Below are 26,723 nucleotides of genomic sequence, written 5' to 3'. Positions count from 1 at the left end.
GGACCGAGGTGGAGCAAGTCCAAGCGGTTTTGGGGGAAGCGGTGGCGCTCGCGGTTTCGTTGTGCGACGCCATTGGCTTGATTGGCGATGAAAGCTCCATCGGTGAGTTGAACTGCTCATCAAGGATTCGCGAGTGAAGAGTTGGCGGACCTCGGGATCATCGATCGTTTTGCCGTTGTGTTCGCCGTGCACCATGATGTCCAGGGCGGCGCGAAGAGGCGGGCAAGCCAGTTCGTAACCGGAGTCTTCAAAGTAGTTTTGAGCTACCCGAGCCTGGGCTTCTGCGATTTGCAGCACGCCATCGGCAAACGAATCTTGGTCTTGTTTTTCAGGACGCAAAATCGGTTCTGGGAAGACCTTCGATGGGTTGTCGAAGACCCGAGCCAAGTAGATCCGAACGAATTTATCGGTGATCCGATAGCCGAGTCGGCTGGCGGGAATCTTCTTGCCGTCTTGATCGAAGTCTTCGATCTTTTCCAACATCCCATTTTCGATCATGGTGCGTGGGTCGCGTTCTTCTGCGGTCATGCGGCACCACACTTCGGGAATCAACAGCGAGATATCGTGTCCGATTTCCAGGTCGGGACCGATGTGACCGGCGGGAGTGCTGAATCCACCCAAGTCTGTGAGGATCATCGACACGATCACTGCGTTCAGATCGACTGCTGGATGCAGAGCGTTGAATGGGCCCTTGGTCAACGCGCCTTCGCTGCCCGCACCAGTCGTGCTGGGGCTTTTTCCGGTCAGCGAGCAGACGTAGTCCATCACCAGTTCAGGAAGTTCCTGGTAGTGAAGCGGTGAGTAAACCGCCAAGGAACGAATTCCAGCTTCCGGTTCAGGCGGATTATTGCGGCGGCCGGAGAGCACGGCACCGACCGGAGTCAGCACGGCGTTGTCTGTTCCCAATTTGCGGTGCAGCTGAATGCCTCGCATCGCCACATACGTTTCGCGAGGGTACGCCATGTCAGGGCGATCTTGCAAATAGCGTGGGTTCTTCGTTGGTTTGCCGTCCACCAAACGCGGATTGGCGGTGCTGACCACATAGCCGTTTTCGGATTCGGCGGCGGTATGCAGAACGTCTTCCATCGGACCAGTGAATTTGTCGAACTCGATGGCGTCTCGCATGATGTCGCGAGCTTGTTGGCTGGTCAGCGGTTCGAAGTTGCTGATGAAGTTGCCAGGTTGTGCCAAGTCAGCTTCGGTTTGTTTGTCCAGTCCGCGATGAATTGCATCGTCGGGACGTTGGAACAATCGGTATTCGCAGTTTTCGACGAACTTGTAGCTGGTGGCTTCCGCGACGGCGGAACCGACGTCACCGATGCTGCCCGCAGGCACCACGATGCTGGCGGAGATGTCGTCTTCGCGTTGAACTTTGGACGACGCGATGAAGTCCTGCCGCAGTTTGAATGTCCGCCACTGAGAGTTTTCCAGACCAACACGCAGGTAGGTACCGACCAGCGGGCGGCTGCCCATTTTCAATTCGTGTCCTGGCGATCCGTTCACGATGTCGACGCCAAATGTTTCTCGCCAATCAGCGCTCATGCCTGGTGATGTGAAACGTTTGATGATCAATGCCAGAGCGTAAACGTGCTCGGGGATGCTCTTCAGCCAGGCGTTGTATTCGTCGTTGTACTCGGGGCTGGGCGTGAGCAGTTTGATCACGCTGCCGAGTGACCGATTGGGATCGAGCACTTTGCGGCTGGGGCGTTCGCTGTAGTCCGTGCGACCGGTGTAGGAATCGGACCAACGCGTGCCGTAATCCTTAGCGAAGATCTCATCGACGAGTTGAAAGTCGACGTCGTGATCTTTGACAAAGATCGGTCCATACAGCATGTAATCCCGAAGGCTCTTGCTGATTTCGCTTTTGCCGCCGCCGCTGACCGTGCAGGGTTTGTGGCAGAACACGCCTTCGCCGACGGTGCCGACCAATCGCCAACTCGGTGCCGAAGGGTGTTTCTGAAGTTGGATCTTGTAACCGCTTGGCGCGATGTAGATTTCTTCTGGCGACAAAGGGATGGACTGTTGTTTGCCAGCCGCATCGGTCCATCGAATGCAACGTTCGCGAAGCGTTGCCAGGGCGTCTTCTGGGATGTAGATCACACTTGGGTGATTGCGGTCGATGCCATAGCCTTCTGGCTGAACATCGATGAAATCGCTGTAGAGCTTGGCCACGTCCGCAAACGTTTGGCCGTTGTACAGGCGACTGTTGACCTGGAATTCATCTCCGAGTGAATACGACGCAAACGCGATCGCACCTCCCGAGTGTTCTTCCTCGGCGTTGCCCATCAAGTTGGCAGCGTAACTGAGTTGCGTTTTGACTTCTTTTTTGCAGTAACCGTAATAGTTGTCCGCAATCAGCGTGACGATCACCCCTTCGCTGTTTCGAACGGTGATCTTGAATGCACCGCCGTCGTTGTAGAGTTCATCTTCGGATTGCCAGCACATCCGGTCGCGTCGTTTACGCTCGGTCGCGTCGTGGTGGTGCGGCAGGCCGAGTTCTTTTTTCGTCAGTTGAGTCAGGTGCGTTGCCAGGATCACGCATCCGGTGTGGCCACTCCAGTGTTTGGCGTCCAACCCGGCGTCGCAAGCAGCGATCAAGGGGTCGCCAGCGTTGCCAAAGATGGACTCGACGAAGTCCAAGTTGCTGACGTAATTCCCGGGAACAAAGAAACGCGTTTCCATGGACTTGGATTCGCAGTAACCAGGAACACCTGGAGCAACCAATGGTCTCAACATCAGCGAAACCCATGACTCAGCCGGGTGCGCTGAGTTGTGGGTGTATGGCAATTCCATATCAGCCGCAGGCGGTTGCATCGCAGCGCGGAACAGGTTCACAAACACGTTCTTGGGGACGACGCGTTTGTCACCGGGAATGGACAGCCCGCCTTCGACCACGTGGAAGGTGCCAGCCGTTGTCCGGCGATCGGATCGGGGGTTGTTCAGGACACCGTTGAAGCAGCGGTACGATTTGACCTGATCGTTTTCGAAGCAATTGCCACCCAGCGGCAAACTCAATTCGCGAGCCATGCCGTGGCGGTCGAGGTTCAATGAACGAGTGGGCAGCGTCAGCGGTTCGTTGCCGACTTCATCCGCGAAGTAACTCGCCAAAAACGATTCAATGCGTTGATCGATCGGTGGTTGGTGTTGGCGAAGGATCGCGTTGCGTTCACGAAAACTGTCGAGCATTTCGCGAGGGAAAGCCGCGTCGGGACGCTCCTGGTCCTCTTCGCCCGGAGGCATCAAGCCAGCGAGCGCCAACTGGAACGAGAGATAGTTTTGTAGCCGTTGTCTTTGTTCTGGAGCGGCGGCAAGCATCCGGTCCCAGCTCAAGGCGCGTTGAAGTTCTGTAGGTTCTCGCAGCAAGGCCATGAGGAGTTCTCCGGTTCGAACATGGATTTAGGGGACGGCTCGTCCAAACTCGTTGGCAATGCGCCATGATGCGAAGGATCAGAGGATGCATTGAGTACCAATCGATTCGCCAGTGACGACGGTCACATGAAAAACTTTGGTACCAACCGCAAGCTTGGGTGGGTGGAAGCTTAGCAAATACCGGCCAAATTTGAATCGGACAGGATTCGTTTGGATTGACCCGATCCGACTGCGAATGAGAGGGGAAGTCTGTTGATTTGGCCGTTTGTTGAATGTTTAGTGTGGTGTCGTTCCACGCTGTTTCTGTTTAGTGGTGCGATGGGTCTCTTTGTGGGGTGGGCACGTCGCGAAAGAATGCTGTTCTGTGTTCAGGGTCATTCGGGGGAGCGAAGGTTGAATCGTTCCGAAGACGCTGATTGCGAAAGAAGCCCCGGCAGATTCGGGTGGCAAAACTCGAGCGATTGCGTCCCAATCACTAGGACTCGAGGGCGGACGCCAATTCGGATTCCACGAGATGCCGCAGGTCATCTTCGGTGCCGTTGTTGGCAAGCACTCGCGTGCTGGCGGATTGTTTGCGTTCCCATGACCATTGACGAGCATTTCGTCGTTCGAGTTCGGCTTGGTTCCAACCACGAGAGCGAAGCAATTCGAGGTGGCGTTCGGGATCGACCTGCAGGCACCAGACTTCGTCGCATGTGTTTCGGTAACCGCTTTCCAAGAGCAGCGGAACGTCGAGGATCACAAACGGTTGCCCGTCTTTTTTTGCCGCGGCAATTTGTGAGTGCAAAATCGCTCTCGTTCGTGGGTGAAGAACGCTTTCAAGTTGGCGAAGCCGGGCGAGTGAGTCATCGTCTTCTCCAAACACCAGATCGGCCAATCGCTTTCGCGAAAGAGAGCCGTCGGGCATTTGGATTGAATCGCCAAGCAGCGATTTCAATTCCGCGATGACGTCGAGTTGATGAAGTTGATTTTTCGCGATCTCATCTGCGTTCAGCCAAACGCCGCCCAGCGATTCCAGGTGACGAGCGACGGTGGATTTGCCGCTGCACGGTGGACCGATGATGCCAATGATTGGTGTCGGGGATGCCGGATGCGAACCGTTGGTCGTTTTCCTGCTCATCTGGTCACCGCTCATGAAACCACCATCCACCAGTGGTCTGCCACGACTTGTTTTTAGGGGGTGTGGATGAGGCGACGAGTCCGAAACTGGCGTCAAAACCAAAGGCTCGTCGCCTCGTCCACTACGATCAACCCTCACTTTTAACTTTGACAGCCGATTAGGCCCCTGCCGATTAGGCTTGGTACAGGAACGCGTTGCAGTTGGGGCAATGCGTCAGTGTCGACAACATCACTTGGCTGAGGACTTGCGTGGTCAGCGTTTGGTAGCAACCTCCGCACGAATCTTGTTCGACCGGGGCCATCGCCTCCTCGCCTCGAGCATCGACCAAACGTCGGTAATCGGCTTTGACGGCAGCGGGAATATCGGCTTCGTGTTTGGCCAATTGTTCGTTGATACGTGCGAGATCTTGACGAACTTGTTCGAGTCGCTCTTCGATGTCTTCGACTCGTTTGGCTTGGTCCTTTTTGGCTTGCTCCAGTTTCTGATTGGCTCGTTTGAGGTCAGTCTCACAGGTGTCGATTCGTTCGAGCACTTCCAGGATTTCGTCGCTTTGCACACTGTTGGCTTGTTCGTCCGCAGCGATTTGATCTTTCAGCAGCGAGAACTCTTTGTTGGAGGCGGCCGAGTTCAGTTTGCTCTGAAGATTCTTCACATGAGCTTCGCGGGTCTGCAATTGCAATTGCTTCTCGTCCGCTGTCATGCGGGTCTTTTTAAGTGTTTCTTCGGCTGCATTCACGTTCGCTTGAGCTTCGTCGACCATCGACTGGACAGCCTTGATCTGAAGCGGGCCGCGTCGCAGTTGGCCCTCCAAATCGGTGCGTTGCTGCAAAGTGTTGTGCAACGTTCGCAACAGAACGCTGGAAAATTTAATCGTCGAGGAGGGCGAAGCCATCAGGCAGCATGCAGGAGTTGAAGAATGGAATTGAAAAGTGAGGGGGGATTGTGCGGCGGAAGCGAATGCTGATCAATCGCCCTTTTCGGGGACCTTCTCTAGAATTTCCAGCAAAACCTGGTCGGTGTCGATGCCCTCGGCTTGGGCTTCGAAGTTCAGCAGCACCCGGTGCCGCATTGCGGGCAGGAACATTCGCCGGATGTCTTCGAAGGAAACATTGAAACGTCCGTCCAACAAAGCCTGGACTTTCGCGGTCAAAGCGAGGGTTTGGGCACCGCGCGGACTGCTGCCCCAGCGAACGTATTCGTTGGTGATTGGCACGCTGTACTGGCCATCGGGGTGAGTCGCCATGGTCAGTCGCACCAGGTAATCCTGAACGTGCGGAGCGAGAATGACTTCGCGGACCAATTTTTGCCAGCGTTGGATTTCTTCGCCGTCCATGACTTTTTCGATCTCTGGTCGTTCGCCTCGCGTGGTTCGGTCGACGATTGTTGCCAGCTCATCTCGGTTGCTGTAGCCGACAACCAATTTGAACAGGAACCGGTCCATCTGCGCTTCGGGAAGCGGGTACGTGCCTTCTTGCTCGATGGGGTTTTGCGTGGCCAAGACAAAGAACGGTTGGTCCAGCGTGTAGCGATGCCCACCCGCGGTCACGGTGCCTTCTTGCATGGTTTCCAGCATGGCCGATTGCGTCTTGGGCGTCGCTCGGTTGATTTCGTCGGCGAGCAAGATCTGGGTGAAGACCGGGCCTTTTTGAAACTCAAATTTGCGGCGGCCGGATTCATCTTCTACGACCATGTTGGTGCCCAGGATGTCGGCGGGCATCAGGTCCGGAGTGAACTGAATGCGATTGAACTGCAGGTCCAAGACCTCGGCCAAGGTCCGGACCAGCATCGTTTTGCCGAGTCCCGGAACGCCTTCGAGCAAGCAGTGGCCACCGCACAGCATCGATGTCAAAACCCCGCTGACGATGTCATCGTGACCCACGATCACACGACCGATCATTTCCCGGATCGCGACGTATCGCTGGCGAAACTGTTCCGCGTCGGCTCGCATCGCATCGACGGTGGTGCTCATAAGCTTGTGTGTCAGTTCAAAGGTTGGAAGGTCGGATTGGGAACGGGCATCTTGGCTCCCATTTCAGTTTGCCATTTGCGAAGTGCTTCGCGAAGCTCAGCGAAACGTTCGGGCTCGGTTTTCGACAGGTCGTTGGTTTCGCCCATGTCGACCGATAGATCATACAGTTCTGCGGTGTCGGATTCGTAGAACTCGATCAATTTGTAGTGGCCGCGGCGAATTGCGGCACCAGGACGCCACAGCGAACCATGGTAGTGAGGGTAGTGCCAGTGCAATTCACGAGGGGACGCATCCGTGTCGGTAGCTTCGCCAATGACCGCGGGCAACAGGCTGATGCCATCGGCATGCAAATTCGGTTGAAGTGGCAACCCGACCACATCGAGAATGGTTGGGAACAAATCCGTGCTGCACGCGATTGTGTCGATGACCTTGGGGTGGTGCGAACTGGCTTGGTTCGTCGTCGTGTCTGAAATTGATTTTGGCAGGCGGACCAGCAGCGGTTCTCGGATACCGCCTTCGTACAGCCACCCCTTGCCGGCTCGCAGGGGCGAGTTGCAGGTCGGGCCAATCTTGCGAAGCGTCGACAGGCCACCGTTGTCGGAAAAGAACACGACCAATGTGTTGTCATCGACGCCGTGTTCTTTCAACGCATTCATGATTCGACCGACGCTGGTGTCGACGGCCTTCACCATCGATGCGTAAGCCGGGTTGTCTTGGCGGCCTCGCGTGACCGCGTCGCGTTCCGCAATTGTCGGAGTGTCGCCTTGCAGTTCCGGCGTGTTCGTTTGCTTCTCTTGAAAGTGATCGATCGTTCGCTTGTCAGGCGTGATCGGTGAGTGAACGTTGTAGTAACTCATCATCATGAAGAACGGTTCGTCTTCACGGGACGCGGTGTCGATCAGCGAGACCGCTTCGTCGGTCAGACGTGTCGTCAGGTATTCACCGTCTTGCTTGGCCTTCAGATACGGGTTTTTCCACGGCGAGTAATAACCGCCGGGAGGCGAGCCTTTGTGGCCGCCACCGATATTGACTTGAAATCCTTGGTCGGTGGGCAGGTGCCCGACATCGCCGAGGTGCCACTTGCCCAAGAAGAAGGTTTGGTAGTCCGCGGTATCTCTCAGATGTTCCGCCAGAGTGACTTCCTCCAGTGCCAAGTTCTCTCGGTCGTCGACATGTTGGAAACGAGGGTTCTGGGCTCGATCGGTCGACATGCCGGGGATCCAGTCGGTGATGTCGACGCGAACTGGGTGGCGTCCCGTCATGATGCTGGCTCGCGTGGGAGAGCACACGGGGCAGGCGGCGTAAGCGTTGGTGAAGCGTGTTCCTGATTCGGCCAACGCGTCGATGTTGGGGGTCTCGTGATAGGTGCTGCCGTAGCATCCCAGGTCGGCCCATCCCAAGTCATCCACTAAGAACAACAGCACGTTGGGGCGTGACTCTGTTGACGAGCTTTCTTCTGCGGACAGCGTTATTTGGGGGCCAAGCGAAGCGATCATTGCTAGCAACAACACCGCTGTTGTTACCTGGTTCGACAAAGAACGTGGGGGCGATGTGAGGCGGCAATGGGATCGCAGCATTGGACGGTTCGAGATGTCTAGCAAAGTGGGGGATCTGAGTCAGTTCGAGGTTTGGGCTGTGCGTCATTGTAGCCCAATCCACCGGCACTCGGTGGTGCCGGTGGAACTGCTGTCCAGTGGCATGGGGGCCAGACAGTGTTTATCCAGCGATAGGAAGCCGATGCCACTTTGGGTGGGGACTATGACGATTCTGTCGGAAATTGAGGTGCCATGACTGGGCTGGGGCACGGATGATCGGCTGCCGATATTGAGCTCGTAGCAGCACTGTCACCACCCCAATCAAAGACGACGATGGCGGATCGATCCACTGAAACATTGACCGGTTCGCCGGGGCCGCAGGAACGCACGGTTCGCTTGGCAACGGGAGAGGTCTGTGAAGTGCCGAGCGGTTGGGAGTTGTTGCCGCCGGGAGATGCCGGTGTGACTCGCCGAGTCAAAGCCGCTGGTCCGACCTGGACGGTCAAAGAGAAGAAAGGCCGGCGAGAATTCTCACAGGGGCTGTGGGCGGACGCGAAGCAGATAGCGGATGCAAAGGCATCGATGGAAGCGACTCGCTCGACGGCTTCTTACGCCAAAAAGCAAGCCGCCGCGAAAAAACGGCGGGAAGAAAAGCAGGGCGAGTATGTGGAGGATTTCTTCCAGGCAGTGATCGATTTTTTGAAGTTCGCACCGGAGTATTCCGCCGTGGCCAAGCATCTCGCCAAGGCGGTCACCGAGCACGCGACACCGGTCGGCAGCGGCACCGTCGCCCGCACCGAGCGGATCCCGATCGAACGTCGAGCCGAATCCGCCGTGATCGCTTGGATGCGGCATCAAACGACGGCGTACGACAACATGAAAATCGAACGCGTCAAAGGCCGCCGGCGGGAAGTCCGGCGCGAGTTGGCGGCGAAATCTCGCGAGTTGCTGCAGAAATACCGCTCCGGTGAGGAAAACGCGATGGTGGGCTGTCCACTGGCCAAGGCGTTGCGAGGGTAGGATTGAGCATGGCTTTGATTGCGAGATTGCAATCTGCGGTTTCACATCGCCGTTTCACGACGTGAACACACGGTCATGCGATGGATACAAAAAATTGGCGTTGTTGTTGAAGGGATTGCCGATCTAAAAGCGTAGGTGGTCGATGGACGCTTTCCATCACAGCCAAGGCGAACAGCCTTTTCCGTTCGCGTTCCCTTCGTTTGCCCCGTTTGAGGTGGCATAGAACATGAAAATCCAATTCAACTTTGGCGTTCGTTTGATACTCGCTGGTGCTGCTGTGCTGGCATCAGGCGTCTTCACCCCCGAACGTGCGATGGCCCAGGCCAATACGCAGCGCGGTGCAACCTTGGGTGGGATCACCGGAGCAATTGCGGGCGCGATTATCGGTGACAACAACAACGAAGCTGGGGCGGGAGCTGCCATTGGTGGTGCGGTCGGAGCCGTTGCCGGTGGGTTGCTTGGCAACGCGAAAGACAAAGAGTTGCAGGCTCAGCAACAGTATTACGGACGTACCACCTATTCACAGACGGCCCGTTCTTACACCCCGGCGCCAGTTTCGACTGGAGCGGTTTCTTTCAACGATGTCGTCGCGATGTGCCGCAGCGGTGTCAGCGAAGGCGTGGTGCTGAATCAAATTGCATCGCGTGGTGTTCAACGACGTCCCGTCGTGTCAGACATCATCTCGCTGCACCAGCAAGGCGTCAGCGAAGTGGTGATCTCGGCAATGCAGAACGCTCCTGTCGGTGACCAAGTGGTCGTTCAACCCACCACGGTGGTGGAAACACCGGTTTATGTGCCCTCGCCTCGCGTGTACGTGCAACCGGCCCCGGTTTATCGTGCTCGTCCTGTGTACCACGGGCCGCCACGTCACGGCCGTAGCAGCGGGTTTCATATCCACTACGGTCGCTGATCAGAAGGCTGTTTCGGCAGCAGTCGCAGGCTTTAAGCATTGCTGATCAAGCACGTCCTGTAGCACGGCGGTCTCCGCCGTGAATGCGTCAGTGCTCGATCCTATGCTCGGCCCTCCCCTCGCTTCGCTCGACCCAAACTTCTTTTCGGGAAAGATTGTCGAGCGGATCAAGCAGAAGCAGAGCATCAGAGTAGAACAGTTGTCCTCAACTGTTCCGTCGGGCAGCCTTCAATGGCCAAGCCTTGTTCGCAGCCAATTCCGCTTGCGAATCTGTCACGACTCCACGGATAGGAAGCAACATCGCGCCGCTTCCCATGCCCGACCCTCACCCTCGCGGACGCCTGAACGGCGTCGCTTGACCTCTCCCCAAACTTCGTTTCAGGAGAGGTTGTTGTTGCGGGAACCCAACAAAACGCCACACCAGAAACAACACCGGGCTTAGAACAACGCGGTCGCTTCGCCGCTGGAGTCGACTTGCCAGGGCGTCCATAGGATGACTGGGCTGCCGATCTTCAGGTCGCTTTTTCGCGGTGGGATGGTGACTGTTTCGAGCTCCAGGTTTTCAATGTCGAATTCCTGTCCGAGCTGATCGATCTCGTGACGCAGTTCGTCTTCGAGTTCTTGCATGTCAATGTGCAGTTGCTCAAGAGCCGCTTCGGCGCGTTTCACATCACCGCGCTGTTGAGCCGCTCGGGTGGCTCCTCGTGCTGCGGTCGACATTTTAGAGACGTTGGTTCGGCTGGCGAGTTTGCGTCCCATGAAGGCACCAATCAGTGAGGTGCCGAAGGACAGGATGGAAGACATTTTGGCGGATTCATACTGCCCTTCTTCCCGTGCGATTCGCTCCTCTGCCGTTCGAATTTTACCTTCGAGCGATTTCATCTTGGACCCGTATTTGTCACGCAGCTTTTCTGTTTGCAGATCGCGTTCTTCACGAGCAGCCTGTTGGAAATGCAGCCGTGCTTCGACCTCGCTGACGCCAGCTGGAGCGTAGTCGCCCAACGCGGGACTTTTGAAGATCTTCATCGGATGATGTCGGTAGAGATAGTCCTTCAACTGCTTTTGAATGGACTTCAGCTTGCTGGCGCCGCGAAGGTCGTCTGGCAGATCGGTGAAGTCGAAACCTTCTTCGGGATCGGACACCCACTCGGCGTCGACGTTCAGCGGTTCGCTGGATTCCCACACGTCGTCCGGGACTCCTTTACCGCAGCGCAGGACTCGGCGGGCATCGACCCACTCGTCCACACCGGCGCTGCTGCGAATGAAGTGCATGGAGCCTTCACCGAGTAGTGCTGCTCGATACACACGGCGTCCGTCGCCGTTGGGGTATCGGGTTGGAACCAAAAACGCTTCGCCAATTCCGGTTGGCAAGACTGGACGGCTGGGCGAGGAGACTTCGTTGGCAACCGATTCGTGTTCACTGGTTCGTTCGGCTGCGAGTTCGGCTTTGCGATCCGCCATCAAGGCCGAGATTTGATCGCGCGCCAATGGGCCGGCCAGGAACGACATCGCCCAACGGGTTTGGAACACCGTCGGGCCATCGTCGTGAACGTTGTTCATCAGGAACACGCGGCTGCCCAGGGAAGCAAGCAGTTGTTCCATCTCGGCTTTGTTGAATGGTTTGCCCGTTTGAGCGGCGGCTCCTTCGAGCCCATCGAGTACTCGAGCCTTGTCGCGTTCGGTTTGCAAGCGGCCGAGGAACCAAGTGCCAATGTTGGACAATCCTTTGTAGTCGAGGTCGACGGGGTTCTGAGTCGCGAGCGTGACGCCCAGGCCAAACGCGCGGGCTTGTTTGAGCAGTGTCAGCATCGGCGGTTTGGACGGCGGGTTGGCCACCGGCGGGAAGTAACCGGCGACCTCGTCCATGTACAGCATCGCGCGGAGTGAACTGGTACCGCTCTGAGTTCGCATCCAGGAAACGATTTCGTTGAGCAGGATCGTGACGAAGAACATCCGTTCTTGATCGCCCAAGTGCGCGATTGAAAGGATCGACAGTTTGGGTTTGCCTTCTTTCGTATGCAGCAAATCGGGGATCGAAAGCGATTCGCCTTCCAACCACGATGAGAAAGCGGGCGAGGCCAGCAAATTGTTGAGCGTCATCGCCAATTTGGCTCTTTCGCTCGGTGGCATGAATGTGTCGAGATCGAGCACTCCGACCCGAGTGATTGGTGGAGCGGAAATCAAACCGATCAAATCACCGATCGTGACGCTGCGCCCGTCTCGCCAGCAATGGTCGAGGATTGAACTGATCAAAATGTGTTCGCGTGAAAGCAACGGATCGGCTTCCATGCCCAGCAGCGTCAGCAATCCGGAAGCGGCCCCGGTGACTCGTTCTCGCATCGCGTCGGTGTTGGAAAGAACTTCCGGTGGCGGAGCATCAAAGCTCTTCAGCACGGTCAGCGGAATTCCCGTGTTGCTGCCCGGCGTGTAAATCGCAACGTCGGCGGCGGCTTTGAATTTGGCAACTCGGTCAGTGGATTGTCCCCACGAGGCCAGACCGTTCTTCCACGTTTTGGCTGTTTGGGCGGCGTACTCTTCCAACGTCATGCCTTTGCGGGACGCTTCGCCCTGTTCCAGCCAAGGCAAGAAGTCGTCGGGCTTCATTTCCGGAAAGGCCAGCATCAGGTTCGCCAAATCACCTTTGGGATCGATGCAAATCGCGGGGATCCCATCGATCGCGGCTTCTTCCAGCAACGACAAGCACAGGCCCGTTTTGCCGCTGCCGGTCATGCCGACGCACATCGCATGCGTGCACAGGTCTTTGGCGTCGTAAAGCAGCAAATCATCGAGCGTTTTCCCGCCCGCGATGTCGTACTGGCGGCCTAGATAGAATGTTGCCAGTTTCTCGAACACATCGGGAGAAGGTGTGGCGGATGTCTGAGACGGAGAAGATGAAGACATGCGACGAATCGTGTTGCGAGCAGACGAGTGGATTCCGAGCGGTTGGTAACATACAACGTTCGGCAGTTTCCATCATCGGTGCCACTCCAACACAACCTGATCCATGCTCGATCTGCACGATAAAATTGAAGAAGCCTGCACAGAAATCCGTCGTCACACCCGCGACACGCCACGAGTCGGGATCATTTTGGGCACGGGGCTGGGCGGTTTGGTGGAAGACATTGAAGTCGAAGCGGCGTTGGATTACGCGGACGTGCCACACTTTTTGAAGTCGACTGCGACCAGCCACGCAGGACGGCTAATCATTGGTCGTATGGGTGGCGTGCCCGTGCTGGCGATGGAAGGCCGCTTCCATTTTTATGAAGGTTACGACCTGAAAGACATCACCTTGCCCGTGCGTGTCTTCAAGGCGATGGGGGCCGAATTGTTGGTCGTCAGCAACGCCTGCGGGGGGCTGAATCCGTATTTCAACAATGGCGACATCATGGTCATCGAAGACCAGATCAACTTGATGGGCGGCAATCCATTGATCGGGATCAACGACGATCGCTTGGGCCCACGCTTTCCCGACATGTGTGAACCTTACGATCAACAATGGATCGACAAGACATTGGCCATCGCTCGTCGCAACGAAATCTATCCTCACAAAGGTGTCTTTGTCGCAGTCGCGGGACCGTGCCTCGAAACACGCGCTGAATATCGATACTTGCGTCAGATCGGTGCGGATGTCGTAGGAATGAGCACAGTCCCCGAAACGATCGTCGCAGTGCATGCGGGATTGAAGGTCGTTGGGTTGAGCGTGATCACCGACATGTGTCTGCCGGATGCACTGAAACCGGCTGATGTGTCTGAGATCATTGCGACGGCAAATGCGGCCGAACCAAAACTGCGAACCATCGTTCGCGGCATCGTTCAAGAGTGCGGCGAAGTTCGGATCGCCTGATCGATCCGTTTCATGCGGCCAGGCGCGACGGGTGCCAAGTTGGTGCGGCGAAAGATACAATCGTTCACACCTCATCACTTCTTTTCGAAAGCCCGTTTGGGACAACGCTGTGAAGCGTTCATTGACCGTGTTGAGCAATTGATTCACAACGCCGAAGGCGTCAGTTGGTTTTTTCATAACCCGACGCGTCAGCGAGGCGAAGTCAACATCGTTTTTCCCTCGCTGACGCCTTCGGGTTGTGAAAAGTGCTTCACCGCGTTGCCATTTCTAGGATTAATTTATGTCTGAGTTGTTGGAACAAGTCGGGCGTCAAATGACGCCCGAACGTATCTCAAGCCTGAGCCGATCACTCGGTGCGGATGAAGATGCGGTTCGGAATGCGGTTAGCGCGGCATTGCCAACCTTGCTCGGTGCGGTGACTCGCCAAGCCGACAATCCGTCTCAAACGGCTCAATTGCATCATGCGTTGGAGCGTGATCACGACGGATCGGTGCTGGATCACTTGAGCAATTTTTTTGGTCCGGAGGACACAACGCAACAACCCGGTGTGACCTCCAAAACCACTGCTGGCGGTGCGATTTTGGATCACATTCTGGGCAACAAAAAGGAACGCGTTGAACATGGGGTGAGTGCCGCCAGCGGTCTGTCGATGGGCCAGTCCACCAAGTTGATGATGATGCTGGCACCGGTCCTGATGGGAGTCTTGGGCCAGCAACGAAAATCCAAAGGGTTGTCACCCGATGGCTTGGGCGAAATGCTTCGTCAGGAAAAAACTTCGGTGCAGCAGTCGGCCGACGGCGGAAGCATGCTGGGTCGAATGTTTGACCAAGATGGCGACGGTGACTTCGACATGATGGATGTCGTCAAGTTCGGCATGGGCCGCTTCTTCGGTCGCAAGTAAGCGAAAGCTCACTTGGGTTCTTTCATCGACTCGAAGCGGTCGATTTGTAGGTGCAAGTGCCACTGGCCGGGATCGTCCAACAGACCAGTTCGTTCGAGCTGCAACGCTTGATCGATCTCGCCCTTTTGAGCCAATATCTCAGCGAGCGTGTCTCGGTACACCGCGCTGTCGGGTTCGATGGCAACGGCTTGGCGAGACATTTCAAGAGCGTCGTCCAGTCGCGAACGATTGCGGACAGCACACCAGGCAACGTTATTGGCTGTGGTGGCGTCGTTCGGGAATTGACGCAGGTGACGCTTCCCCGTGTCCACGATTTGGTTGAGCCATTCGTCGGCGGATTCCAGCATCCCAAGCTGCTTGATTCGCGGCAGTGTCAATTCTGCGGTGTGAATTTCGATGGGTTCAAAGCGGAGTAGCAAGCGGAAGATGCGTTCGACTTCCTGTTGTTCCTTTGGGCTCAGTTGTTCCTGGTCGGATTGAAGGATCAGTTCGAGTTGATTGCGAAGAATCAATTGTGGCAGGAGCACATAGTTGATTTCTTGGTAGTCCGAGGCCGCCAACGTTCCTGCGAAACTGAGGTCGTACCAACGGACCGCGTCTTGGCGTTTTTCAATGATGTTGGATGATAAACGTTCGAGTTCTGCTTCCGCTGCGTTGCCCTCCTCGACCAGTTCATTGGTCGTGCGTCGAAATACAAATCGGTTGTACGCACGAGCGATGTCCATCATCGCGAGTGTTTCATCCGATTCGAACGCAGTGATTAAAAGCAGTGACTGATAAAGTTCTTCGGCGAGCTCCCACATGCCGGCGTCTGCCAGTGTGTCCGCCATTTGTTGTCGCATGTCGGTGGATGGGGATGCCGCCATGACTTGCAGTTGCGAGCGGAGTTCGTCAGCCAGTGTTTGGTCTCCGTCCCGTTGAGCGAAGAGCAACTGTTGAAGGACGACTTCGAACCCAACCATCGCATCGCTTCGCAAACCGGATTTGAGAACCGTTTGCGGTTCACTGGTCAGTTCATTCCAGATGTCTTCCAAGTCTTCCGGGGTGGGAGTGTGAGAGGCATCGTGATGTCGATCGGTGAGCAGTTCCAGTTTCGCCTGCAAGTCGCCACGGTTGGCCTGGTCACGGGTGATGGCACGAACGAAGTCGAGGCGTCCGTGTGCTTCGAAGAGGAGTTTCCATTGCTCTGGCGAAGGGACATCGGATTCGGACAACGTGTATTCGTCAACCTTCGTGCGACGTTGCAGGTCGTTTTCGGATTCGCCGGAGCGAAGGTGTTCACCGATTTGGTCGATCCAATTTCGGTGTTTTCGCACATCTTGAGGTTCTGCGCGAGCGATTTCGCAAGCGGTGATGAAACATTTCTCAGTGGACCAGTTGGGGCGATGGTGAAAAACGAACCAATTGAGGTAGTACAGCAATTCTTCGTTGGTCGGGTCCACGACACGCGAAACCAGACGCAGTGACAACCGAGACAGAAGGCTGGGTTTCTCGGGTGCCGCGAGTTCGAAGATCAAATCGGTTTGGGAGGTTGCAGCCAATGTCGCAATCACAAAGTGTCGAGACATCACTGTTTCGCTGGCTGGTCTGGCTTTGACATACAACCGCGAATCGGAAAGTTGTGTGGCAATTCGGTAGGCGATGTCTTTCCGCCCCACATCGATCGCCACCCGCATCAACGCGAGGCAGTCCAGGACTCGTTCCTGAGGCGAAACACCTGACCCGGATGACAATTCCTTTTCCGGCACGCTGCGTTGTTGTTTGATGGCTTCATCGAGCCATTGTTCCAAGTGTGTATCGAGTTGTTCCGCGTCGAAGCCGAGCAATTGCAAGCCGCGAACGTGACGAGAGGTTTTGACCGCAATCGCGGAAGCTTCGCGAGGGGAGTTTTTCGCCAGAATGTCGATGGCGGAGTCGACTTCGCCGTGGATCAGCAGCGTTCGCCAACGCAGAGTTTCGTAGGCTGGAGACAGGCTCTCGGTGTTGTCTCGTTTCAGGGCATCGATGGATTGTTGGCGAAGTGATTCGTTGCCGGAACGGGTCGCAGCGATCAAGGTGTCGGACCAGTGCCGAATGGCTTCGTCGCGAGCGCTGAGTTTGCTGGCCGGCGAACCTTCCTGTGAGGTTTGTTCGAGTCGCTTGGCCTCCGCGGCACATTCTTCCGCGATCGCGTTCCAGTCCGAGGCCACCATTCGCACGACACGAGTGAGCGAGTGCCGCGACGCGTCGGTTTCGTCCGTTTCGGTCGCCGTTTGCAGAGAAAGTTCATCGTGCTCTTGAGCGATTTCTGCGGCGGCGGCGTGGTTTCCTCGCAGCAAGTGCATCACACACAAGGCTTCGGCGCGTTGGTCCGCTCGCCAGTTTTTCGCGGCGGCAGGAAGCTTGGGCGAATCACCCGGGCGCCGAATCAGATCATCGCGGCACAAAGCGATTTTCTTGTTCACGGAAGCAAGGTCGAGAAACGCGATCAAGTCGGGCAACGAATCTTGCAAGATCGCCGTGCGAGCGTAGATCGGGTAGCGGGATTCCACGACCAGGGACACTCTCGCCAGAATGGCTTCGTATTCGATTGTGCCTGCGTTCTCTTCGATCGCCACGGTGGCGGCGCGAAAACGACCTGCTTCGAGCAACACTTCGATTGCTTCGGCGGGCGAGACTTTCGCCAGGACGCTTGCCAGTTCGCTGGGAGTGTCTGCCAAAATTCCACGCTGCCATTGCGATTGGACCCAGCGTGCACGGTCTGAGATTTCGGGATCGGAATGGCGAGTGGCCTCGATCACTTGGGTTCGCCATTCATCGCGGTCTCGCCACCATTTCAGCGTCGTCTGAACGCGATCATTAAACTCTGACGAAGCCAGCAATTCCGTTTGCGGCACGGGTGTATCCGGCGTCTGTTCTTGGTCCACGCTCCAGGCGATCTGAGTGGAAACCATGTTGCAGAACAGAATCGCGGCAACGATCGCGAACACTGGCTTGTTGATCAAGGTGATGGTCACTGCGATGTGGTGGGGGTGTATCGGGTTTCAATCCAATCCGCGATGCGAAGAGCATCACCGCCCTCAACGTCTTGAAGCGACCGCAAAATCTGCACGGCATCGGCCCGGACTTCGGGAGTGGATTTGGCGGCGATCGATTCGTAGACGGCCTGAGCGGCTCGCCCGGTTTCAGATTCCATTGGTAATTGGAAGGCTGCCAACGCTTGCGAGACCACGAACGGCACTTCGTCGAGCGTGTAGGCGTAGTTGCGTGCTCCTCGGCGAGCGACCAATCGGTTGGCGCTGGCTTCGACCACCAACAACGTAATCGCGTCGGTCACGTTGAACTCGTTGCCGGCGTTCAAATTCGCCATCGCTCGCGAAACGCCGCCTCGGTAATAAGTTGCCAAGTCGGCGATTTGGTAAACCGTTTCCGCGCGTGTCGCTTGCTCGTCTGTGGCGGCCGATTTCTCGGCGGTTTCCGCCAAGGATTTCATCGTTGACCAATCGAGTTGACGAAGTGCGTTTTCAGCGGCACTGAGAGCCGCCTCGCCGGCCTTGATTTCTTCAGGGGTCGCCTCCGAACGCGGCGAGTCCATTGGCGGTGAGGGATCAGACTCTGGCGGATTGGGGGTGGGCTGCATCGCATCGGGTTGCATGTTCGGTCGGGTGGCCGGCGACATGCCACCGTTGTCGGGTTCGGATGGAATGTTGCTGGCGGGGGGAGAATTCATTCCCGAGGACGCGCCCGGCATCGCAGAGGTGTCCGGCATGGAATCTGAGTTGGACATGAAATTGCCCAGTGAATTTCCCGAGTTCCCCGAGGCAGATTGCCCGGCCCCCGGTTGTTTCATGATTCCATCGTTGGATGGTGGGTTTTGCGAATCCGGTTCGGGGCGATCGACGGCAGAGGATTGCGATTGTCCGGGCCGGTTTGCATTGTCGTTCTTGGTGCGGATCGTGATGCCGTCGTTGCTGCGAACGACCTGGACTTCGCCAGGGCCCCAAAAGAAGAAAGCGGCCAGAAATCCGACGATCACAAACCCAAGCAAGAGGAACCCGCCCATCAGCCAACCGCCCGAGGATTGTCGACGACGGGCACGCGCGGCAGAAGGCGATCGCGATTGCACGACTCAAGGCGCCGGGGCAGCAGACGTTGATGCAGGAATCGCCGGAAGGTTGCCCAAGTCCGGTGCCGATGACGATCCAGACGATGCGTTCGTCGGGGCGACGACGGGTGCGTTGGCAGTTTGCGTTTCAGCAGCAGTGGCAGCGACAACGGTTGCGTCCACCACTTCGGCGGTCGCGGGCTGGGCGCCGGGCACTGGGACGCTGGTGGGAGCACCGGTTGAAGCAGAGTTTGGTGGCGTTGCCTGTGTCGGCGACGCCGAGTTTGAGGATGGCACGTTGGGAGAGGGTGTGGTCGGTAGTAACGCCGCCAACGGGTCCACAACCGGGGCCGTCGACGCGGCCGAAGCAGCCGAGTCTGTCGCCGGGGTCGGAGAAGGCGCGTTGGGTGAAGCCGCCGCGTCCATTGGCACGATGCCGAACCGAGCATCCAATTTGGCTTTCTTCTTGGGGTCCGTCAGTGTCCGCTGCGCGGTTTGCAAAACTTGTGCGGCCAGTGACCAAGTTTCGGGGGCCGTGCTGGCTTTGGCCGCTTTCAATTGGTTGATTCGCTGTGCCATTGCTTCGTGAATGGCAGCCGCATTGGATTCGCCCGGATTCAACCCAAAGACTTGGTACGCATGTGGCGAAGTGACGTGCTCGGGCAAATCCAGCAGTTCGTGAATGGTTTTCCCCGTCATGCCGTCATCCAAAATGTCCAACGAATCGTGATTCAAGGTTTGCAGTCGATCCGCAGCGCCACGCTGGCACCGCCGAAACATTCTAGCTGATGAGGGGGGAAACTCCCAAACCGGGTTTTGCGACCTCGATTCCGCTGAAACGATTGGACCAAAATTTCCCGCGAAGCAATCGGACTGGGAGACAAGGATTCCGGCGTTTCGGGGCTTCGCCAAGCGGAAAGGCCGAGGGGAGGAAACGTCAATTCCGCGAGAGAATTTGTAACAACCCGGGGACACTCGGCCGTTGCCTTCCCTGGACGCGATAAACTGTATCGAGTTCGACTGTCGTATTGCCTTCAACGGGATTTCCGAAATGTGGAAGCTCTTCCATCGCAGTTCAATCGTTTTGATGATGGCTTTTTTTGCTCAGGCGGCGGGAGTTCAAGCGGATAATTTCGCGTTTCAAGAGCCTGCGTCCGATTCGTCAACGGCGACAAAAACTGCCCCGGAGTTCCCCGGACAGATCGTTGATCGATTGTTTGAGATGTCTGTGAGCGATCCCTCCGCCGAGATTCGAATCAACGCTCTTCAGGCGTGTGCAAACATTCCGGATGAGGGAGATCGTTTGAAGGATGCAGTTGAACATTGTCTTGACGCCTCCGATCTCACGGTTCGTCTGACTGCGATTCAATTGTTAGACCGAGTCGAATTGAAGCCTCTGCGAAAGGTTGATGCCGCAATTGACTACTTGGAGATGCGTTGTCAAACCCCGGAGCGACGTGCGCCACTGAATCACCGATCGATGTCACCCGCCATCGACGTGTTGAAAAGTCATATGGGTGAGGCAAATGCGGCGCTCGCGGATCGGCTGGAAGAGACAGGTCCGATGACCCTGCTTCATTTGCAGCTTGGCGGGTTGTTGGATTTTGATGTTGTTGAGAATGAGGATCGTCTGACTGCCCAATCAAAATCGGGTGATCAAGAGGTTCGTCGCGAAGTGGTTTTGCTGTGGTCGAAGTATTTCGCAAGCGTGGCAGCAAAACAGTCGCAACCTGAACTCAGCGAGAAGCTCAAGGAGATCAATCCAAAAATGTTGGAGTACGCCGAGAGGATCATCGGCCGATACGACCGAGACGGTTCCCGGTCGCTTGATGCGAAAGAGTGGGAATCGATGCTGATGAGTCCGGTAGCCGCGGATCACAATCACGATGGGATCGTCACCATCGAAGAGTATGCGCTGTACATGCAAAACCGATCCAAGAAGTAAAGAAGCTGCCTCGATCCAGAAGGGACGAGGCAGCATGAATGTTGTCGGGAGGCGGACGTCATTTGCATCAGGGCTGGATGAACATCGCCGGGAATTCGCGAACCGGTGCAGGCTTTGAGGCGGGGGGATTTTGTCCCGGACGTTCTCGTGTGATCGGTCGCTTCGGCGGTTGAGGTTGCGATGTCAAATGCCGCGGCAGACGAGGTTGGATGCGACTCCAGCTTTGGATGATTTGTTGCAGTCGCGCGGTGATTTGTTGCTGCAATTGGTTGGCTTCGCGTCGCAACGAGGCTTCGATCGCAGGCAGTCGATTGAGTTCGCTGTTTAGATTGGCGATGCCGCTGGGGGCTTTGATTTCCAGCTTCAGTTCTTTCAGGACAGGTTGAAGCACTTTGTCGGCTAGTTTTTCAAGTGGCTTCAAGACGACGCCGAGCACCTTGCCAGGTTTCTCCAGAATGTCGCGAATGCTGAACGTGACGGTCTTCTTCGAGAATGGGATTTTGATCGAGAGTTTTTTGCCAAGCGTCTTTTGCAATTTTGCAGCGGTCTTTTCTGCGGGAGCGAGTTTCTTTTCGAAGTGACTGAGCGATTCGTCCATGGTCATGAAAGCTCGGATGGGGGTGTTCCATTTCGTCAGATTGTTGCCCACTCGATCGACCGACCGACGTGTTTCTGAGAGAACGTTGGTGATTGATCGAACGGTTGGCCGAGCCAGTCGAGAGGTCGCATCAAACGCGACTGCACCGCCGGGGATGGAATGGGCACGCGACGCGTTGCGTTGCAGATCATGTCGCCAGGTTGAGACGGTTTTTCGGTAGCTCGCCAGTTTCGCTTCGCCGCCCAATATGGATTGTTCCAGTTTTCGCAGGCGGTCTTTGGCGGGACGCAGGACTTCCTTTTCGGCTTTGTCGGTCTTCTTTCGCAACGCTTGGATTTGGTCCTGGATGCGTTGCAGATTCTTGCGAAGCGTCCGAGCGAAGGTGCGAACTTTGGGAACCGAAGTGTAGGGCTTGAGATTGTCGATCAGGGTAATCAAACGCTCGTCGGTGGCCTTGATGGCTTTGGTCGCGTCGATTGCATGACTGACACCGTCGCGAGCCGTTTTGACTTGTTGACGCAGTTGAGTGAGGCGATTTTGCAACGCGAGGCATTCCCGCTCGATGCGTGCCAGATCGCTGTCGATGGCTCGCGTTTCGGGCATGTTGCTGGGGATCGAAGCGGCGTTCAACGCGTTCGCCGCGAAAGCGAGCAGGAACGAAATCGTCAGAGTGATGGCGGGTTTCATTGGTCTTCTCGCTTGGGAGGAGCGGTTCGGTTTTGCCGGCGGTGCGTCGCCAGATTGGGAGGTCGGGGGTTCCTGCGTCGTGGAGCGATTTTTCCCCTCAACAAAAATTTGAAAAACACCGGCAACAACCTCTGGTACACTGTTGAGCCCTCCCCCCACGCTCGTTTCCTGCCTTGTGGAAGACTCTGTGCCATGCGGAATGCTCCGCTGCGATGCATCGAATTCGTTGCGATCCTTGCGTTGACGTTTGGGTCGATTTTGACGGTCGAATCGACACCTGCTTCCGAACCTGAGGGGACCGCTGCGGACGCCTTGGCGAATCCGGTTGTTTCGCTGGAATCCGTTTTGCAATCTCATTGCGTGAAGTGTCACGCCAGTGGGGAGGACCCGGCCGGCGACGTGGCTTTGTCAGAGGTCAACGCAGGCAACGTGGCGGACGATTTGGATCGATTGCAAAGTCTGATCGACGTGTTGGATTTGGAGGAAATGCCGCCGGAGGATGAGCCTGCGTTGCCGACCGAAATGCGTCAGGAATTGTTGGCTGAATTGCAGGCGAGGTTGCGTGCCGCCGTCGCGGTATCGAATCAAGCACCGCACACTCCGATCCGGCGGATGAATCGGTTTCAGTACAACAACGCGGTGGTGGATCTGTTTGATTTGAAGTGCATCGTGTTCACATTGCCCGAACGGATGCTTCGCGAACATCGCGGTTATTTTCAGCCGGCTTCGGGGAAGATGCCCGATGAAGTCTATGCGGGCAGTCGGCCGCTTGGTAAGTCGCAGATGATCGAGTCTCGCTTGGCAGGCGTCGCCGCGTTTCCGCAGGACCTGCGCGCCGAACATGGCTACGACAACCAAGCGGATCATTTGTCGTTGTCGCCGTTGTTGATGGAATCATTTTTGAAGCTTGGGCAATCGATCACCGAGAGTCCCGACTTCAATTCCAAGAATGTCGGGATGTGGGAATCGTTCTTTGTTGCACCCCAACCCGAGGCAGATCTCGAGTTGGAGGTGCGGAAACGGTTGAGTTCATTTCTGACACGAGCGTTTCGACGTCCGGTCGGCGACGCACAATTGGATCGCTATTGCGAGTTTGTACAGCGAAAGCTGGCACGCGGAACCGACTTTCCAACCGCCATGAAAGCGGTCGCAGCGGCTGCGATCTCATCTCCGCGATTCCTCTACTTGTATGACACCTCGGATGAGAAGCAATCCGTCTCGCAGGTCGATGATTATGAGCTCGCGTCTCGCTTGTCATTCTTTCTGTGGGGCAGCCTTCCTGATCAGGCGTTGTTGGATCTTGCCGCGGAAGGACGTCTGCATCAAAGGGACGTCTTGACGGAGCAATTCGAACGCATGATTCGTGATCGCAAGCTCAAGCGATTCTGCGACAGCTTTCCATCGCAGTGGCTGCAACTCGAACGCATCATTTCATCGGTGCCAAACCGCGAGCATTTCCCGCAGTTCTATTTTTTGAAGTATCGGGACAGCATGCACATGATGCTGGAACCATTGTTGTTGTTTGAGACCGTGTTGATTGAGAACCAACCGATCACGCAATTGATCGATTCTGATTTCACGTATCGGTCCGACCTGCTTGAGAATGCTTACGGCGAGTTGGCGGTTGATCCCAAACGAAACGGTGGAGGCGTGCAAGCCATCCGGTTTCGTCGGTTGCCGATCCAAGATCGACGCACCGGCGGTGTGATCACCAATGCCGCGGTGATGACGATGACATCAGGACCGGAACGAACGCAGCCGATTACCCGAGGGGCTTGGTTGGCAAGCGTCGTTTTCAACAACCCGCCCGAGCCGCCTCCTGCGGATGTGCCTGCCTTGGGGGAAAAACCCGCGGAAGGCGAGGAGCATTTGACGCTTCGCGAACGACTTGCGATGCACCGGAAGCGGTCGGACTGCAAAGGCTGTCATGAGCAAATTGACCCATTGGGATTCGCGCTCGAGAACTTCAATCCCGTCGGTGGTTGGCGAGATGAATACGAGAATGGCCGAAAGGTCGATATGGCGGGAACGTTGCTTCGTAAACACCCATTTGAAAACGTGGTCGAGTTCAAGGACGCGTTGCTGGCGGAAAAAGATCGATTCACCGAAGCCTTGGCAGGCCACCTGTTGACTTTCGCGTTGGCGAGGCCGTTGAGTGCATCGGATCGACTCACGCTGGATGAGATTGCGGCGACCGTCGCAACGGACGAGTACCGAATCCATACCTTGCTTCGACAAATTGTCTTGAGCGAACCCTTCCAAACCAAATCCTTCCCGCAAGTCGCGAGCAATCCAGGACCATGATTCGAACCAATCGACGTTGTTTTCTTCGTGGTTTGGGCGGCGCGTCTTTGTCGCTGCCTTGGATGCCCAGCATTGCAATGGCGGGAAAGGCCGACAGTGTGCCGATGCGAATGGCTCACTTTTATGTGCCCATTGGCGTCGTCCGTCGCGGATTCTTCCCGGGGGAGTCCGACGATGTGATTCCCAAAGGCAATCTCGGCAACGTGATGAAGTCCTTGGGAAAGCAAAATCCGTTCGCCAGTGACGATCCGCTGGATCGATTGACGCCGACACTGGAACCGCTGGAACCGTTCAAACACAAAGTCAATCTCATCACGGGGATGGACCGCACGTTTCAGCAAGGCACGGACGTGCATGCCCAGTGCGCCTCGTGTTACTTGAGCAGTGCGGTGCCTTACACCGTGGAGGGAACCGCATGGCCGCTCGACCGAACGCTGGATCATTTGGTAGCAGATCATATCGGGACGGAGACGCCCTTTGCGACCCTGGAATTCAGTTGCAACAGTCACCGCGACAACAAAGAGTCGATCTACTTTGACAACATCTCGTGGTACGGCACCGGGCACTTGGCCCCATCGATTCGCGACCCACGCAAGATGTATCACCGGTTGTTTTCGACTCAAGAAATCGATCGCTACCGAGACGTGACGGATTTGGTATTGGAAGACGCACGTGATTTAAAGATGCACTTGGGATACGAAGACCGTCACAAGTTTGCCGAGTACTTCGATTCGATCCGTGCCATCGAAATTCAGATGGATCGCTTAGAAAAAATGAAGTCGCAATTGTCTCGTGTGCGGTTGGACGAGCCGCCCGAAGCCTACTTGCCTCGTGGGGAATACATCCGTTTGATGGGCGACCTGATGGTGGTGGCGTTGCAAACCGGTTTGACCAATGTGGCCACCTTCATGGTGGGACCCGAACGATGGGACACGCCCTTCAAGTTCGAAAGCTTGTTCGATCAACCTCGCAGCCATCATCAGATGTCTCACAATCAAACCAAAATGATCGATGATTTGCTGAAGGTGGATCGCTTTCACATGGAGCAGTACGTTTACCTGCTAGAAAAAATGGATGCGATCGAGCAGGCCGACGGATCCACGCTGCTTGACAACACGTTGTTCACCTATGGATCGGGCTTGGGTGATGGATCAACGCATCAATACAACGACTTGCCAATCGTCGTTGGAGGCGGCGGAAAACGTGTTGCGTCCGGGCGTCACATCAACATGCCCGAGGGAACACCATTGGCGAATCTTTGGCTGACGCAAGCCCGTTTGTTGGGGGTCCCGATGCCGCGTTTTGCCGACAGCAACGGAATGATCGACGCGTTGATGGCAGAACGCATTTAGAAACTCGCTGCGACCGGTGGATGAGCGACAGAACCGCGTTTACAGCGAGGCGGTCGTGAAGCTGCTGTCCATCGGGACGGATTGACTGGGCAAGCACAACCAATCGGTGATCACGACACGTTGAACCAGGGGTTCATCCAGGTGTTGCAGGACGACGTCCATCAATCGTTCGCGAATTTCTTTTTGTGCGGGGTCGCTCAACCAAGAAGCGTCCACCTGTCGTAGCATTTGTTCGGCGGCTTCGGTGATGGGAAGCTGGTTCAGCTTCAAACGCTCTTCGCCGCGAAAACGGCGGGACGGGTCCACGATGGCATGCAATTGAAACTGGAACGTGCAGTTGGGCACGTTGGGATTTTGAAATCGTAGATGCCCAATCTCGATCGCTGAGCTTTGCATGTTGCTCAGCCGAGCCACACGGCTGCGAACGTAGCCAATCACGGCAGCATGGATTGCTACCATGAGAAGGATGATCGCAGGGGCCCAAAAACGACGCAGCAGTTGCACAGGATTGCTCGAGAAAGTGAAGTCGAAGCGAATGGGAGCCCGGGAAGCATGTGTTTCTGGGATCCGTCGAAGCCTAGGTCGCAAAAAGTGGGCGGGCAAACGAATCAGCTCGTTTTTGAGTGCAACTGGCCTCTGTTTGGGCCTGCGGGAGGTGGTCTGTGGGAGATGTCTTTTCTGATAAAGCGAAAAAACGAGGCCAAACGAATTGGTGACTGGCGAACAGGCTCTGGTGAATGGATGGCGAATCCAACGTCAATTTTGGGTGTCTCTCCTGGTCCCGTCGCGGATTTCGTCTATCACGTGGATGCAAATTATTTGACACTTCCCGCTCAAGCATCATTCTGCTTTTGTCACCTGCTTTCCAAACTCAACGGACTGTGCTCGCTGTGGACTCGAAACGGACAATTCGCGAGGTCTGGATTTTTACCAGCCCGAAGGCTGGGAGCGGCGCTGGGCGGGGAGAAATTCGGCGGTTGATTGAACTTTGTCGCGCTGGGGGGCTAACGTGTCGCCGGATCGACAATTTGGCTGAATTGGCGGAGCGAGTGGGGCAGGCGGAGTCGTTGCCCGAAGAGGTCGCC

Annotated in this window: 19 protein-coding genes; 8 read left to right on the top strand and 11 right to left on the bottom strand. The window is 56.2% G+C overall.

Annotated features, from left to right (window positions below; genetic code table 11):
* The 5 genes from ACF8AM_RS19115 to ACF8AM_RS19095 all read right to left on the bottom strand — a co-directional run.
* Positions 1-3,369: hypothetical protein (locus ACF8AM_RS19115; RefSeq protein WP_392557183.1), on the bottom strand; the 3,369-nt coding region annotated here is incomplete at its 3' end.
* Positions 3,370-3,844: 475 nt separating this feature from the next.
* Positions 3,845-4,504, bottom strand: coding sequence for a dephospho-CoA kinase (gene coaE / locus ACF8AM_RS19110; protein WP_392557182.1), 660 nt, complete (start codon positions 4,502-4,504; stop codon positions 3,845-3,847).
* 157 nt (positions 4,505-4,661) lie between these two features.
* A complete protein-coding gene (locus ACF8AM_RS19105) occupies positions 4,662-5,381 on the bottom strand; it encodes a zinc ribbon domain-containing protein (RefSeq protein WP_392557181.1) in 720 nt (239 codons plus the stop codon).
* Between the two features lie 72 nt (positions 5,382-5,453).
* Positions 5,454-6,458: an AAA family ATPase gene (locus tag ACF8AM_RS19100; RefSeq protein ID WP_392557180.1), complete on the bottom strand. Its 1,005-nt coding sequence runs from the start codon at positions 6,456-6,458 to the stop codon at positions 5,454-5,456.
* 11 nt (positions 6,459-6,469) lie between these two features.
* Positions 6,470-8,035, bottom strand: a complete 1,566-nt coding sequence (locus tag ACF8AM_RS19095; RefSeq protein ID WP_392557179.1) for a sulfatase — start codon at positions 8,033-8,035, stop codon at positions 6,470-6,472.
* A 291-nt stretch (positions 8,036-8,326) separates the two neighbouring features.
* Here ACF8AM_RS19095 and ACF8AM_RS19090 point away from each other — a divergent pair, with 291 nt between their 5' ends.
* Both ACF8AM_RS19090 and ACF8AM_RS19085 read left to right on the top strand, forming a co-directional pair.
* A complete protein-coding gene (locus tag ACF8AM_RS19090) occupies positions 8,327-9,013 on the top strand; it encodes a DUF2293 domain-containing protein (protein ID WP_392557178.1) in 687 nt (228 codons plus the stop codon).
* A 226-nt stretch (positions 9,014-9,239) separates the two neighbouring features.
* On the top strand, positions 9,240-9,923 hold the full coding sequence (locus ACF8AM_RS19085; RefSeq protein WP_392557177.1) for a glycine zipper domain-containing protein: 684 nt from the start codon (positions 9,240-9,242) through the stop codon (positions 9,921-9,923).
* Positions 9,924-10,361: 438 nt separating this feature from the next.
* On the opposite strand, the gene ACF8AM_RS19080 is transcribed toward ACF8AM_RS19085, so the two are convergent.
* A complete protein-coding gene (locus ACF8AM_RS19080) occupies positions 10,362-12,824 on the bottom strand; it encodes an ATP-binding protein (RefSeq protein WP_392557176.1) in 2,463 nt (820 codons plus the stop codon).
* 103 nt (positions 12,825-12,927) lie between these two features.
* Here ACF8AM_RS19080 and ACF8AM_RS19075 point away from each other — a divergent pair, with 103 nt between their 5' ends.
* From ACF8AM_RS19075 to ACF8AM_RS19065, 3 genes are read left to right on the top strand one after another with little or no spacing between them, the layout of a single operon-like run.
* The gene (locus tag ACF8AM_RS19075; RefSeq protein WP_392557175.1) at positions 12,928-13,767 is read left to right on the top strand and encodes a purine-nucleoside phosphorylase; all 840 of its coding nucleotides are present in this window, start codon (positions 12,928-12,930) and stop codon (positions 13,765-13,767) included.
* Positions 13,768-13,779: 12 nt separating this feature from the next.
* Entirely contained in the window at positions 13,780-14,055 is a 276-nt protein-coding gene (locus ACF8AM_RS19070) for a hypothetical protein (RefSeq protein ID WP_392557174.1), read from the top strand.
* Complete coding sequence (locus tag ACF8AM_RS19065; protein ID WP_392557173.1) at positions 14,048-14,668, top strand: DUF937 domain-containing protein; 621 nt, start codon at positions 14,048-14,050, stop codon at positions 14,666-14,668. The genes ACF8AM_RS19070 and ACF8AM_RS19065 overlap by 8 nt, the downstream gene beginning before the upstream one ends.
* 8 nt (positions 14,669-14,676) lie before the next feature.
* Here the strand turns inward: ACF8AM_RS19065 and ACF8AM_RS19060 are convergent, their stop codons facing one another.
* The 3 genes from ACF8AM_RS19060 to ACF8AM_RS19050 are packed head-to-tail and all read right to left on the bottom strand — an operon-like array spanning position 14,677 to position 19,487.
* Positions 14,677-17,664 carry a GlcNAc transferase gene (locus ACF8AM_RS19060; protein ID WP_392557172.1) on the bottom strand — a complete coding sequence of 996 codons (2,988 nt, stop codon included), beginning with the start codon at positions 17,662-17,664 and terminating at the stop codon, positions 14,677-14,679.
* Entirely contained in the window at positions 17,661-18,773 is a 1,113-nt protein-coding gene (locus tag ACF8AM_RS19055) for a hypothetical protein (protein ID WP_392557171.1), read from the bottom strand. Before ACF8AM_RS19055 ends, ACF8AM_RS19060 begins: the two co-directional genes overlap by 4 nt.
* A 3-nt stretch (positions 18,774-18,776) precedes the next feature.
* On the bottom strand, positions 18,777-19,487 hold the full coding sequence (locus ACF8AM_RS19050) for a hypothetical protein (protein WP_392557170.1): 711 nt from the start codon (positions 19,485-19,487) through the stop codon (positions 18,777-18,779).
* Positions 19,488-19,974: 487 nt separating this feature from the next.
* Between ACF8AM_RS19050 and ACF8AM_RS19045 the strand changes: the two genes are divergently transcribed.
* A complete protein-coding gene (locus ACF8AM_RS19045) occupies positions 19,975-20,697 on the top strand; it encodes a HEAT repeat domain-containing protein (protein WP_392557169.1) in 723 nt (240 codons plus the stop codon).
* Between the two features lie 67 nt (positions 20,698-20,764).
* On the opposite strand, the gene ACF8AM_RS19040 is transcribed toward ACF8AM_RS19045, so the two are convergent.
* Positions 20,765-21,982 (bottom strand): hypothetical protein, encoded by a 1,218-nt coding sequence (locus ACF8AM_RS19040; protein WP_392557168.1) that lies wholly within the window; start codon positions 21,980-21,982, stop codon positions 20,765-20,767.
* Positions 21,983-22,174: 192 nt separating this feature from the next.
* On the opposite strand from ACF8AM_RS19040, the gene ACF8AM_RS19035 reads away from it, so the two are divergent.
* Complete coding sequence (locus tag ACF8AM_RS19035; protein WP_392557167.1) at positions 22,175-24,286, top strand: DUF1592 domain-containing protein; 2,112 nt, start codon at positions 22,175-22,177, stop codon at positions 24,284-24,286.
* Positions 24,283-25,638, top strand: a complete 1,356-nt coding sequence (locus tag ACF8AM_RS19030; protein ID WP_392557166.1) for a DUF1552 domain-containing protein — start codon at positions 24,283-24,285, stop codon at positions 25,636-25,638. Before ACF8AM_RS19035 ends, ACF8AM_RS19030 begins: the two co-directional genes overlap by 4 nt.
* Positions 25,639-25,677: 39 nt before the next feature.
* Here the strand turns inward: ACF8AM_RS19030 and ACF8AM_RS19025 are convergent, their stop codons facing one another.
* A complete protein-coding gene (locus ACF8AM_RS19025) occupies positions 25,678-26,097 on the bottom strand; it encodes a hypothetical protein (protein WP_392557165.1) in 420 nt (139 codons plus the stop codon).
* Positions 26,098-26,723 lie beyond the last annotated feature (626 nt).

This window comes from Rhodopirellula sp. JB055, from assembly GCF_043100905.1.
GTDB lineage: Bacteria > Planctomycetota > Planctomycetia > Pirellulales > Pirellulaceae > Rhodopirellula.
Note: the sequence above shows the minus strand (reverse complement) of the source record. Positions and strands in the feature narration are given on the sequence as shown.